At 31.1% G+C, this 13,737-nt stretch carries 8 protein-coding genes; 2 read left to right on the top strand and 6 right to left on the bottom strand.

Annotation, left to right across the window (positions count from 1 at the left end; all coding sequences use genetic code 11):
• Positions 1 to 84: 84 nt before the first annotated feature.
• Positions 85 to 945, top strand: coding sequence for a winged helix-turn-helix domain-containing protein (locus ACY2RW_RS00295; RefSeq protein ID WP_490120686.1), 861 nt, complete (start codon positions 85 to 87; stop codon positions 943 to 945).
• 68 nt (positions 946 to 1,013) lie between these two features.
• Positions 1,014 to 1,796: an alpha/beta fold hydrolase gene (locus ACY2RW_RS00290; protein WP_490120685.1), complete on the top strand. Its 783-nt coding sequence runs from the start codon at positions 1,014 to 1,016 to the stop codon at positions 1,794 to 1,796.
• Positions 1,797 to 1,915: 119 nt separating this feature from the next.
• Here ACY2RW_RS00290 and ACY2RW_RS00285 read toward each other — a convergent pair whose 3' ends face one another.
• The 6 genes from ACY2RW_RS00285 to ACY2RW_RS00260 all read right to left on the bottom strand — a co-directional run bounded on the left by ACY2RW_RS00285 (position 1,916) and on the right by ACY2RW_RS00260 (position 13,681).
• Positions 1,916 to 2,635 (bottom strand): energy transducer TonB, encoded by a 720-nt coding sequence (locus ACY2RW_RS00285; RefSeq protein WP_490120684.1) that lies wholly within the window; start codon positions 2,633 to 2,635, stop codon positions 1,916 to 1,918.
• A 64-nt stretch (positions 2,636 to 2,699) separates the two neighbouring features.
• Positions 2,700 to 2,984, bottom strand: a complete 285-nt coding sequence (locus ACY2RW_RS00280) for a VanZ family protein (protein WP_490120683.1) — start codon at positions 2,982 to 2,984, stop codon at positions 2,700 to 2,702.
• Positions 2,985 to 3,042: 58 nt separating this feature from the next.
• Positions 3,043 to 3,423 (bottom strand): glycine cleavage system protein GcvH, encoded by a 381-nt coding sequence (gene gcvH / locus ACY2RW_RS00275; protein ID WP_490120682.1) that lies wholly within the window; start codon positions 3,421 to 3,423, stop codon positions 3,043 to 3,045.
• Between the two features lie 14 nt (positions 3,424 to 3,437).
• A complete protein-coding gene (gene sov / locus ACY2RW_RS00270) occupies positions 3,438 to 10,631 on the bottom strand; it encodes a T9SS outer membrane translocon Sov/SprA (RefSeq protein ID WP_490120681.1) in 7,194 nt (2,397 codons plus the stop codon).
• 4 nt (positions 10,632 to 10,635) lie between these two features.
• On the bottom strand, positions 10,636 to 11,217 hold the full coding sequence (ruvA, locus tag ACY2RW_RS00265) for a Holliday junction branch migration protein RuvA (protein WP_490120680.1): 582 nt from the start codon (positions 11,215 to 11,217) through the stop codon (positions 10,636 to 10,638).
• A 181-nt stretch (positions 11,218 to 11,398) separates the two neighbouring features.
• Positions 11,399 to 13,681, bottom strand: a complete 2,283-nt coding sequence (locus tag ACY2RW_RS00260) for an NADP-dependent malic enzyme (RefSeq protein WP_490120679.1) — start codon at positions 13,679 to 13,681, stop codon at positions 11,399 to 11,401.
• Positions 13,682 to 13,737 lie beyond the last annotated feature (56 nt).

Genomic DNA, 13,737 nt, shown 5'->3' with positions numbered 1-13,737 from the left:
GTGCTTGAAAAAAGTGTCAAAAAAATGTAAAAGAAGTGTCAACGCTTGTAAAAATTGATGAAATTGGTCGTTATTTGTATCAATATGAATAAAAAGAAAGTTTTTACAGGATTAGTTTTTATGATTTTGGTATTTGTTTTCTGGAGTTTTTATCCTCAGGAAATTGATAAAAATGACTTTTCAGAAAAAATAAAAATCACATTAAGACAAGTTGGAAATCAATTGTTATTAAGTGGTAAAGATGCTACTTCATTAATTTTACCTGTTAAAGAAATTGAAGAGAAGAAATATCAAATTTCATTTGAAAAACAGTTAAGTTTTGAACCCAATGTATTGGTTAAAATTATAAAATCTAATATTAAAAAATCTGAAATACGTGAAAATTACAGAGTAGAAGTTTTACAATGTTCAGACAATGAAGTAGCTTATAGTTATGAAATAAATGAATTAAAAGAAAAGACAATTATTCCTTGTGCAGGTAGAGTTTTGCCAAAAAGGTGTTATACAATTCAAGTAAAATTTTTAAATTCAAAATCATCAAATAATTGGTTCTATTACCTATTTATTCCGATAATTTTAGGAATTTGTTATAGACTATTTATACATGAAAACAAAGAAAAAACTAGTAATGAGAAAGTCATAGAAGAACATTCTAAATTCGGAAGCTTTCGGTTTTACCCAAATCAGAATAAATTAATTAAAGAAGCTAAAGAGATTACCTTATCTAAAAAAGAGTGTGAGTTGTTAGCAATTTTTGTATCAAACCCAAATCAGATTATTAAGAGAGAAGAATTAACCAAAAAAGTTTGGGAAGATAATGGTGTTTTTGTGGGCAGGAGTTTAGATACCTATATTTCTAAACTTAGAAAAATTTTAAAAGAAGACAACTCTATAAAATTGATAAATGTGCATGGAGTTGGTTATAAATTGGAAATTAAAAATTGACTGTAATTGGTAATTTTATGCTTAAAATTAAAAGCCTTATTTTTGATGATTAATCTTAATAAAATCATTTGCTAAATTATTATTCATATTCTCATACAACTTCTAAAGAATGGGTAACTTTTGTGCATGGAGCAGGAGGAAGCAGCTCTATTTGGTACAAACAAGTGCGTGATTTTAAGAAGCATTTTAATGTTTTGATTTTAGATTTAAGAGGTCATGGAAATAGCAAACCAACTTTAAAAGACACCTTTAACCCTAAATACACTTTTGATTCGATTACCAATGATATTGTAGAGGTTATTGAGCATTTAAAAATTAAACAATCGCATTTTATTGGTATCTCTTTAGGAACTATTCTTATTAGAAATTTAGCTGAAAAAAGACCAGAATTGGTACAAAGTATGATTATGGGTGGTGCCATTATTAAGTTGAATTTTCGTTCGCAAATTTTGATGAAGTTAGGCGTTATTTTTAAATCTGTGGTGCCTTATATGTTATTATATAAGTTCTTTGCATTTATTATTATGCCAAAGAAAAACCATAAAAAATCTAGATTATTGTTTGTTAATGAAGCAAAGAAATTATATCAGAAAGAGTTTATACGTTGGTTTAAGTTAACGTCAGAAATTAATCCTTTATTGCGTTTTTTTAGAACTAAAGACATAAAAATTCCTACTTTATATGTGATGGGTGCAGAAGATCATTTGTTTTTGCCTTCTATTAAAAATATTGTTGCTAAACACATTTCTTCTTCATTGCATATAATTGATAATTGTGGGCATGTAGTTAATGTAGAGCAGCCAGAGAATTTTAATAACAAAACTATAGGTTTTATTAATTCGCTAGCTTAAAATGCCATTAAAAGGTTTTTAAATGTTATAGACTAAGTCGTTTTTAAAATAGAAAAAGCCAGTGAAATTTTCACTGGCTTTTTTATGCTATTTGCCATTTACTGGCAATATAATTTTTATTACTCTACAATTAATGTAAAAGGAATACTATATTTTACACCTACTGGTTTTCCTCTTTGTCTTCCAGGTTTCATTTTAGGTAATTTTTTCATTACGCTAATTACTTCGCTTTTAATTTTTGGGTGAGGTGCTCTAGCATTTACATCAACAATATTTCCGTTTTTATCAATTTTAAAACCAATAAAAACTCTTTTTTTACCTGGATCTAAACCTAACTGATTTGGTAAATCTGTATCAAATTTTCTAGAAAAATGCTTTTGAACCATCTTACTAAAACAAGCTTTTAGCTCATTTTTATTTCCTTTACAACCAGGAAAAACAGGTACATCTTCAATAATCATAAAACTTACATCTTCTACAACTTCTTCTACCTCTTGTATTTCTACGATTTCCTCAACTTCTACAGCTTCAGTTTCATCAGTTTCTGTAGACTCTATAACAGTTTCTTCAACCTCTTTTTCATCTTCTACAACTTCAATTTTTTCTGGAGTTGGTGGTGGTGGTGTTTTTGGTTGAACAGGCTCTATTCTTTCTGTAATAGGAATTTCTTCTTCCATTTCAGCATTCATATTTACAACACCTAAATCTCCGATATTTCTATCGTAAGTCTTTTTTTCGATTGCAGCGTACGTTACAAAAAGAGCCAAAACAAGACCAATTTGCATAAAGATTTTGCTGTAATTCTCTAAGTTTGACTTTGGGTTTTTCTTAATTTCCATTGTTAAAGAGTTTTAATAGTTCGCTAATTTAATTAAATTATTGGTTTATTCGCAAGTATTCGTATCAATTAACGCTAATTTTTTTTAAAAAAAGGTTAAAAACGAGTAATCCTAACAAAATACCAACAGTATTTGCAATGACATCTTTATAATCTCCTGTTCTATATACAGTTAAGATGCTTTGAAGTATCTCAATAACTATGCCATAAATAATACAACCAATAACTATAAAGTATTTTGCTTTGGGTCTTTTATAAAAGCTAAATAACCAACAAAGTGCTAATGTAAAATAAGCGAATGTATGATATATTTTATCTGTATTTTTAAAACCAATATTTGTTTTTGGCATTTGCATAAGGCTTAAATATGCAATTGCAAAAGTTATACATACTGCAATAATAAAGAGATTATCCTTGAATAAGTTCTTTATAAGCTTCTGCATCTATAAGTTGTTCTATTTGAGATTCATCTGCAATAGTTAGTTTTATCATCCAGCCTTTTCCATAAGGGTCTGAGTTTACCAATTCTGGTTCGTCTTCTAATGCTTCGTTAAATTCAATTACTTCTCCAGTTAATGGCATAAATAAGTCAGATACTGTTTTTACAGCTTCTACAGAGCCAAAAACTTCTCCTTCTTCTACAGTATCGTCTAAAGTATCTACGTCTACATATACAATATCTCCTAATTCGCCTTGCGCAAAATCTGTAATACCTACTGTTGCTGTTGTGCCTTCAATTTTAATCCACTCGTGGTCTTTTGTGTACTTTAATTCTGATGGAATGTTCATTTTAATTTAATTTTTTAATTACCTCCTAAGTTATAAATGATATTAAATCCGCCATTAATAGCCTGTCTTGGGAACGTTGTAGAAATTGCGTATTTAGAATTTTGATGATTATAGTAAAAAGAAGCTGTTAAACTATTACTTAATCTATAATCGGCTGTAAATTTAATAGAAAAAATGTTTTGACCACCACTTATTTGATTATTATCTTCATCTACAGCTCTAATTTGTGTTAAATTATCTCTTAAAGAAACATCTGCTCTTAAATTTATATCACCTTTTAAGGTTTGTTTTTTACCTGTAAAACGTGTGCTAAACTTTACATCTTTAAATACATAGCCTAAACCAAAGATATATTCTGTACCATTAATGTCTGTTAAAGTGCTATTATTAAAGTTCATAGTTAATGTTCTGTCTCTTTTAACCTCACCTCTTAAAGAAAACGAATTTTTCATTTTCATATCTACTTTTATCAATGGCGAAAATTCATCAACCAATGTAACTGCAGACACTAATAATTGAGGTTCAAAATTACCAGCTACATTTTTAGCTCCAGTTGTATTTCCATCAAATAATAAATTATTGGTAAAACTAGAAACAGTGTAAGAAGATTTATAACCGTGAGAAACTACAAAGTTGCTAAAATTCTTTTTAAAGAATTTGTATTTCATAAACCCATTGTAACGTAAAGTCCAATTAGGTATTGGAATGTTTCTAAACAATCCTGTATTAACTGTATTGGCACTTTTACCAGAATATGCTGCCATAAAAGAAGGTAATAAAACTTGTTGACTTTCGCCTCCAAAACCTTCTACAGTTCCATCTGGGTTAAAAACTGTTGCAGGGTCATTTAAATCGATACCATTTTGAGAAGCGATTCTTCTTGATACAGCAACTCTATTGTTTCTTAAGTTTTGAAATAAAACATCGCCATTTGTAAAAGCTGTAGCAATCATAGAATGACTTGTGCTAAAGTTACCAGTTTCAAAAGTACTTATAGAAGTATCTAAAGCCCCAAATTCTGAACCATCATTAATAACATCTAATTGTTGAGAAATATCTCTTGTTTGTATTTTATTACCTCTTACATCTATATTTAAATCTTTAAAAGGTTTTAAAGTAAAGGTGTAATCTAATTTGTTGTAATGTGTTTTGCTATAGGTTTTGTTATAGTATTCGCTATTAGCTGGATCTCTTGGGTTTACTAACCAACCATTAATTAACGCTTTGTTTCTAATGTCTACTTGGCTACCAAAAGCAAAAGAGGTTGTTGGCCCACCTAAAAAACCAAAATCTTCTGTAAAACCTGGTAATAATTGTCCGTTATTTTCTGTATAACTAATTTTTGCTTGTTTTACAGAGGTCAATACATCAAAAGTACCTTTTATGATTTTTTTACCTAAAGATAATTTTTTCTTTTGGTTAATTCTTCCTGGTGCAGGAGGTAATCCACTTCCTTTTAATCCTTTAGAGTTTTTACGTTGTGATTTTGAAAGTAACAACCTTTCAAAACCTAAACCTTTGTAAAAACGATCTAAATTAAAAGTGGTATTTAAGTTGTGTGTATTTGCATTCTGAATTACGTTTCCAATAAGATTTACAGAAGGTACTTGAGCACCATTAACATCTATAGAACCTTGAGGTGCAGCTTGCCAATTAAAATCTGCTGTGTAGGCATAATCTGCTTTTATAAATTTTAAAAATGGAATTTTATCTATAGGAAGATTGTAAGTAGCATTTAATTTTTGACTGTATTGGTTGGGTCTTCCTGTGTTAAAGAAATCATCAAAAATTTCTAATTCTTCTCCACTACCAAATGCATCGTAAATGTAACTATTGGTTGCATTAAAGTTTAATTGAAGCGATTTTGTTAAGTCGAAACCAACTGTATAATCCCAATCAAACAAAAAGCGACGTTGTTTTAATTCTGGTTGAGGAGATAATCCTGCAACTAAATTTCTAGATTGTTGCTCACTATAATTTCTATTTACGCTAGAGTTTATAGCTAACGTTTTTGGGATTGGATTAAAGTTAATGTCTTTAATTAATTGTAAATATTTACTTTTAAATAAGCTCGAGTTTTTAAAAGGCTCTATAGGTTTAGAAGTAAAAGTGTGGTTGTAAGAAGCAGAAGCTCTTACGTTTTCATTAATGTATTTTTGAATGTTATAATCTCTATGAAACTCTTTATTGTGTGCATAAGAAACTGCTAAATTTTCTACATCATAAAATTTAGGTTTTTTAGTAGAATTTGGGTTTCTATTCTTTTTTACATTGGTAAAACTAATGCTTGTTCTTTTGGTATAATCTCTAGAAAACTCACTATTTGGATTTTGTTCTAATGCGTCTTTTAAAGTTACATCTTGATATTGAGGATCAAATTTTGGGTCTATAAATTTTTCTCCAACACTATAAGTCATTGGCAATTGAATACCCCATTTTTTAGGCGTTAATACTTTACCTAAATTAACGGTTGTAGCAATATCATACTCTTTGGTTTCATCTAAAGAACGTTGGTTTACTCTATCTTCTACATTACCAAAACCTATGGTAGACACACTACCAGCTAAAGAAACATTGGCAACATCTGCAAAATTAGCGTCTGCATTTACAACAGCAGCCCAACCACCTTTGTTATCAAAACCTGCAGCACGTAATTCGTTAAACCAAATTTCTCCACTTTTTGATGTAAGTGCTGTGTTTTTTATACCCAACATGATGGTTCTTAATTTGGCTAAAGTTGGGTTTCCTTTTACACTTAATGTATAAGGTAAACTTGGGTCTTGTTGTGTAGAGGTGTAGATTTGGTTAGGTAAAACACCCATTCCATCTCTTTCTAATTTTACTTTACCAAATTCTTCTAAAAATGCATCTAAATTATTTGCTTCTGGCCAAATATCTAGAGCTGTAGAAAAGGAAGTACTTACTTTTAAAGGAATTTCTATTTGATAAAAGTTTTCGTTTAAATCGGTTCCTAAACGAATTATACCCAACATTTCATCATTATTTAAATCATCTGTAGGATTATTTTTCTGCAGATGCATAAACATTTTTAAATTTTTAAAACGACGTAGGTCTACACTTATGTTTTTATAAATAGCTCTAACTGCATTAGAAGGAATGTTATTTACTTTTAATGATACAGATTGTTCGTTTTGCAATTGTACTGTAGTGCTACCTTGCAAACGCTCACGTTCTATTCCTGGTGGCTGAATGTATGTACCTTCATTTTGTTCTATACTTACAACTCCAACTTCAAAATCGTTTAATTCGTTTTGTGTTAATTCTCTATCAGGATCTATAGTTGGGTCTAACGTTCTTACATAACGTCTCCAATCTCCACGAACCAAATCTAACTCACCAAAACGTACAACAACAGGCATTTTAAAGTTGGTTAAATACATTCTAATAAAACGAATACTGTTAAAATCTTGAATATCATTAATAGCAGTTCCACTTCTTACAGGCACTCTAAACTGATACCATGTTGTTTTTTGTGTAGATCCGTTTTCTAAAGTTACAGTAGTTACTTTTTCATCAACAATAAAATTTCTTCCTTTTACCAAATCATTTTTATTCATAGAGATTTTATATTCAAAATAACTCTCTATAGAATTCATAGTTTGGTCTCTATTGATATCTTCTACATCTGGATAGGTTGTAGAAGAAGTAGGAAAAGGTTCTGGAGATTGATTTAGCGTTGGTGAGTTGCCTTGTGTGTTATTAAAATCTTTATATCTTGACAGGAGAGAAGCATTTGCAGCATCTAATTGACTTCCTCTAAAAAACTGAAAGTTATCTGCAGCAGGATCTGCTAAATTTGCGTAGTTACCAATTCCTGGCAACAATTTTTCATCAGCATCATTAATACCATCAAAACCAACATCTTGGTTAGTTCTTGCTGCGTCAGTTTCATTAAATGCATAAATAATAGATGGGTTTGTTGGCACTCTACCCCAAACTGTAGCATTGGTATTTACATCTGTATCTTCTTCTGGCAAACCGTTTTCATACATTTTTCGATTGTCCTTTAAAATATCTTCAGATACGTTACCTAAGTTAATATATAAATCTCCTACTTGGTTATTTGCATCTGCAGGATTTACACCTTGAGGCAAACCTTCTTCATTGGTAATAGAATAATTTTCGTAAGGATCCATGATCCAGAATTGCATGTATTCTACATTGGCAACATCAAAATTATTGGTATTTAAGGCACGCATAATTCCACCCCAATTTGCTTGCGGATTTAATAAAGTAACTCTATTGTCTGGAACATCTATATTTACTTCATTAGGGTTTTGGTTGTAGTTGTAAGACCCTCTTTCTGAAGGAAAGTAAGCTAAATCTAGAGTTCTTATTTGTGCATTTTGAGTGATGTCTAGTTGTTGATTTGGAAAAAGTTCGCTAAAATTAATTTGTCTTGTTTCTGCTCTAGATAACTCGTCTGCATCTATACTTGCTGGGGTTTCTCCAAATCCGTAAAAAATTTGATCTACACTGTACCAAGCCAATTTTGCTCTTTTGTCATTGTATTTTAATTCTTCTCCAGCCATAGGTTTAGCATTAAACATAGGAAAAGTTGGTGTGTCTGGAGTACTAGCTTCATACCAATCTAAAGGCGAAATTAAACTAATTGGTATTTGAGAAGCTTCAAAATCATCTATATAAGAAGTTGCAGCACCAGCTACATCAATTCCACTTGGTGTTCCAGGCAATAAATAAGCCATATCTCCTCGAATTGAAAAATTAGATGGTACTTCTGTTTCTACAAAAGGTAATTTGTTAATTAATTTGGTAAAATAGGGTACTTCTGTAGAGTAGTCAAAATTTAGACCAAACATGGTATTGTTTATAGGGTCTGAACCAAAGTTAACCTTAGGAGTTAAGGGTCTTTCTACCACATTTAAAACGGTACCACCCAATGTAAATTTATCAGAAAATTTATGCTCAACATCTATTCCCATAAAGGTTTTTCTTTGTTGATTAAAAACAGCATTATTTTCTGTAGATACACTAATTGGAACCCCAGATGCCTTTAAACCTGGATCTATAATTTGCACTCTACCTAAAGGATAATCTACCACAAAATCTACACCTTCTACCAATTGTCTTCCACCAGCAGTTACTCTTACAGAACCTCTTGGAACATTGAATGCGCCTATAGGAATTCCGCCAGAACTTTCTGATCTAAAATACCCTCTTAAAAAGTATTTATCTTTATTTTGGAAGTTATTTTGGATGTTTATTTTGGTATTTAAATACAATTCTTTAAAAAGGAAGTTTCCATCTACACTCTCATCCAAACCAAAATTATCACTTGGGCCATTTTTTACTAAATCATTTCCAAAAGGTTCTGGTTCTGGGAAAAAGATATATCCGTTTTGAGAGTTTACAGTTACACCTTCTACATAATCAAAAAAACCATCAGGAGTTCTAAACTGTGTTTGGTCTAATTGGTCTAATCTTAAAACTTGAATTAAAGGTGTTGTAGAAATACCTGCTGTTTGGGCATTTTGTAGAGTGTTAGAAGGGATTCCTGTTTGGTCATCTCTGTACTGAATTTCAAAACGAAAACCTTTTCTAGTTAAAGGAAAAGCGCCTAAAGCATAAACGTTTTTCATCATTAACCTCCAAGTTGGGAAAGCTTCTTCACCACCATTTCCATCTGGTCTTTTGGTTTGTAGAATTTCGCTACGTAATAATTTTACAGCCAAATTATTTGGAGCTTGCACACCATCATTAGAAAACTCTCCTACTTTATAAGATTTTTGCGAAACCCCATTTACAGAACCTGCAACTGTATACTCGTAAGCTACTGCTAAAACCTCACCATCATTTAATCTTCTATTTAAAGAAATAAACCCCAATTGCGGATTTAAAGTAAACTCATTAGCATCTAATTTTCTTGCATTTTCTAGCATAGAATAGTCAGTACCAGGTTCCATACCAAACGTATTTCTTAAGGAGGTTTCTGTTGTAGAAACATCTCTAATACCAGCCAAAACACTAGGTTGATAAATGTTATTAGCTTCGTTAAATGTTAAATTACCTCCTGTAACCACTGCTTGAGGTCTAGCAGGGTTTAGTACACCACCCATATCATCTACCACATTTTTTTGGATAGATTCTCCTAAATCTGCAAAGGCTACAATGCTCCTAAAATCTTCTGTACTTGCATTTCTGTTGGTAATCCAAACTTCGATTCTAGTAATATTTACTTGACTGTTTATTAGCGGATAATTTTTTAAAGAATTGGCATAATTATCTATAAAATATTGTGATAAGAAAAAGTGACGATCATTGTCATAATCTGTAGCTCTTAACTCAAAAGGCTCTATAGAAGCACCAGCTTCTGCAACAACAGTTTTACTTTCTGAGTTTTGCTGAGAAAATACGGCTGTAACCTTGGTATTACCAAATTGTAATTGTGTTTTTACACCAAACAAACTCTGGGCACCATTTATTAAAGAATTTTTAATTGGCATAGAAATATTACCAGCTTCTATACCTTGTAAAATATCGTCTTCTGTAGGCGTGTAATCTATTTTTACCAAATTTTGAAAATCGAAAGTAGATTGTGTATCATAATTTGCAGTAAACTCTAATCGTTCTCCAACTTTAGCTCTTAAACTGGCATTTATTTGTTGATCAAAATCAAAGGTAAAACTACTTCTGTTTTCTTCTGATAATTGTGGATTGTCTGTATTTTGATAAATAAAACCAAGCTTTAAATTTAAACTACCAGTTGGTGTTACTTTTATAGTGTTTCCTCCAAAAATAGTTTCGAAAAAGTCTGAATTTACATAATACGTAGGTAGTAAATCTTTTTGTGCAGCTTTTGCCCCTTTTTTCTTGCTGTTGGTTGCGCTTACCTTGTCTTTAAAATACTGTAACATGTCTCTTTTTAAAACATATTGTTGGTATTCTTTTCTAGTTAAATAAATGGGTGTTCTTGTATAGTATTCGCCAATTTTTTCTATAATTACATACTTGTTTAATGCTTTGTCAAAAACAACGGTTTTTTTTGCCAAATCATCTAGAAAAAGACCTCCTTTTTGAGTTCTTTTAAAGTTGTATCTTAACTTAACTGTATCTTTTTTAACTTGGGCAGTACTATCTTTTTGGGTAGTTTTTTGTGAAAATGAAACAACATTTACAAATACTGTAAACGTTGTTAGTAAGAATATTTTTTTAAAAAAAGGATTCAATGTGTTATAAACTTTTTAAGGCTAATTTTATCAGTTTTTCTACGCTTGCATCAGGATTTTCTTTTAAAATAGCTGAAACAATTTTATCAGATTGTTTTTTATTAAAACCTAAAACATCTAAAGCAGATAACGCTTCTTCTTTGTTTGTATTGCTTGTGGTTACAGAAACTTCATCAATATTAAAAGTCTTTAAGATTTTATCTTTTAAATCTACAATAACTCTTTGTGCTGTTTTGGCTCCAATTCCTTTTACAGATTGTATCAAAGCAACATTTTCACTTGCAATTGCATTTTGAATTTCTTCTGCAGTCATAGAAGAACACATGGTTCTTGCAATACTTGGCCCAACTCCAGAAACGGATATTAATAACTTAAAAACTTCTCTTTCTGTTTTGTTTATAAAACCAAAAAGCGTGTGTGCATCTTCTCTAATAGATAAATATGTATATAAAACAACAGCTTCATCTTCTGGTAAATTAGAAAAAGTATTTAAAGAAATATGCAGTAAATACCCAACACCATTGCAATCTACAACAACTTCTGTCGGATTTTTTTCTACAAGTCTTCCTCTAATTTGAGTAATCATAGGTTTATTTTTCTGGCTTCTAAAGTAACACTTTTATTTGTTGTTGCACTAAGATTTTAAATTTTGATAAATTCTACTAAGAAACTGTTTTAAAAATTGAAGATAAAAACCATAAAAGAATACCAATTCATTCTTTTATGGATTATTTTTTATGCTACTATCTGTAAAATTAAAAAGACTTTTATTTTTGACTTCTTTTTTCTTTTTCTTGTGCATCTACTACAGCTAATGCAGCCATATTTACCATTTCGTCTACACTAGAACCCAATTGTAAAATATGTACAGGTTTACTTAACCCTAAAATTACAGGTCCAATAGATTCTGCTTCATCTACTTGTTTTAATAATTTGTAAGTGATATTTGCAGACTCTAAATTTGGGAAAATTAACACATTCACTTTTTTTCCATTCAATTTAGAAAAAGGAAATTCTTTAGCCAACATATCTGGGTTTAGTGCAAAATCTGCTTGTAATTCTCCATCTACCACTGTTTCTGGAAAATGACGATGCAAGTAAGAAACAGCTTGGCTTATTTTTTTTGAGGTTTCTGTATTAGAAGATCCAAAGTTTGAAAAAGAAATCATGGCCATGTTTGGTTTCATACCAAACATTTTTACAAAATTAGCTGTCATTTGTGTAATTTTAACCAAATCTTTTGCAGATGGGTTTACATTTATAGTTGTATCTGCTAAAAATAAAGGGCCTTGTTTGGTTAACATTAAATTACTTGCAGCAATTTTTGTAACACCTTTGTCTTTTTCTATCAACTCTAAAATTGGTTTTACAACAGTTGGGTAAGGTCTAGAATATCCTGTAATTAAAGCATCTGCTTCGCCTTCATTCACCATCATTGCAGCAAAATAGTTGCGTTCTCGCATTAATTTTTTTGCTTCAGATAGGGTTCTTCCTTTGCGTTGTCTATTTTTCCAATAAGATGTTCCAAAACGATTTCTACGTTCTGTTTCTTCGTCTGTTTTTGGGTCTAAAATAGGTACATTTGCATCAAAACCAATTTCTTCCATTAAAGCTAGAATTACTTCTTTTCTTCCTAATAAAATAGGTTTGCCTAACTTTTCTTCATGTACTCTTTGTGCTGCTTTTAGTACATCTAAATGGTCTGCTTCTGCAAAAACAATGCGTTTTGGATTGCTTCTGGCTCTATTGTGTAAAATTCTAATTTCTTTACTTCCAGACCCAGAACGTTCCATAAGCTGCTCTCTGTAACCATTCCAATCTTCTATAGGTTCTAAAGCTACTCCAGAATCCATTGCTGCTTTTGCAATTGCAGGTGGAATTTCATAAATTAATCTTGGGTCAAAAGGTTTTGGTATAATGTATTCTCTACCAAAAGATAGGCTTACTTCATCATACACAATATTTACTTGTTCTGGAACGGTTTTTTTAGCCAACTCTGCTAACGCTAAAACTGCTGCCATTTTCATTTCTTCATTTATTTTGGTGGCTCTAACATCTAAAGCACCTCTAAAAATAAAAGGAAAACCAAGTACATTATTTACTTGATTAGGATGGTCTGATCTACCAGTAGCCATAATAATGTCTTTTCTGGTAGCTATGGCTAAATCGTAATTAATTTCTGGAACAGGGTTTGCCATTGCAAATACAATAGGGTCTTTTGCCATAGAAAGCAACATTGCTGGTGTTACTATATCTCCCATAGATAAACCTATAAAAACATCTGCATTTTGCATAGCTTCATCAAGTGTACTTATATCTGTATCTGTAGCGAATTCTGCTTTTTGAGAACTAAGGTTTTCTCTGTCTTTTCTGATGACTCCTTTACTGTCACACATGACCACATTTTCTCTTTTTACCCCTAATTTAAGGTATAATCTTGTACAAGAAATTGCGGCTGCTCCAGCACCATTTACGACTACTTTTACTTTACTGATGTCTTTTTCTGTAATTTCGATGGCATTTTTTAAAGCAGCTGCAGAAATAATCGCAGTTCCATGTTGGTCATCATGCATTACAGGAATGTCTAACTCCTCTTTTAAACGTCTTTCTATTTCAAAAGCTTCAGGGGCTTTAATATCTTCTAGATTAATACCTCCAAAAGTGGGTGCAATTGCTTTTACAGTTGCTATAAAATGATCTACATCTGTAGCATCTACTTCAATATCAAAAACATCTATATCTGCAAATATTTTAAAAAGCAAACCTTTACCTTCCATTACTGGTTTAGAGGCTTCAGGACCAATATCACCCAAACCTAAAACTGCAGTTCCGTTAGAAATTACTGCTACTAAATTACCTTTTGCAGTGTATTTATAAGCGTTATTTTTATCTTTTGCAATTTCTAAACAAGGCTCTGCAACTCCTGGTGAATAAGCCAAAGCCAAATCATGTTGAGTGGCATATTTTTTTGTAGGAACTACTGCAATTTTACCTGGTTTTGGCTTTGCATGATATACCAAAGCTTCGTGTCTTTTTCTGGAATTACTCATAAAAATCTACTATTTGTTTTGAGCCTACAAATATAGAACTTTAAGATGAAGCGTTT

Source organism: Polaribacter sp. 2305UL8-11 (genome assembly GCF_058147165.1).
This window is presented reverse-complemented; position numbering and strand designations above follow the sequence as displayed.

What these genes read in the sequence shown, in the direction of transcription:
- ACY2RW_RS00295 (WP_490120686.1), top strand. Translation starts at nt 85, where the DNA reads ATGAATAAAAAGAAAGTTTTTACAGGATTAGTTTTTATGATTTTGGTA.
- ACY2RW_RS00285 (WP_490120684.1), bottom strand. Translation starts at nt 2,635, where the DNA reads ATGGAAATTAAGAAAAACCCAAAGTCAAACTTAGAGAATTACAGCAAA.
- ACY2RW_RS00280 (WP_490120683.1), bottom strand. Translation starts at nt 2,984, where the DNA reads ATGCCAAAAACAAATATTGGTTTTAAAAATACAGATAAAATATATCAT.
- gcvH (WP_490120682.1), bottom strand. Translation starts at nt 3,423, where the DNA reads ATGAACATTCCATCAGAATTAAAGTACACAAAAGACCACGAGTGGATT.
- ruvA (WP_490120680.1), bottom strand. Translation starts at nt 11,217, where the DNA reads ATGATTACTCAAATTAGAGGAAGACTTGTAGAAAAAAATCCGACAGAA.
- ACY2RW_RS00260 (WP_490120679.1), bottom strand. Translation starts at nt 13,681, where the DNA reads ATGAGTAATTCCAGAAAAAGACACGAAGCTTTGGTATATCATGCAAAG.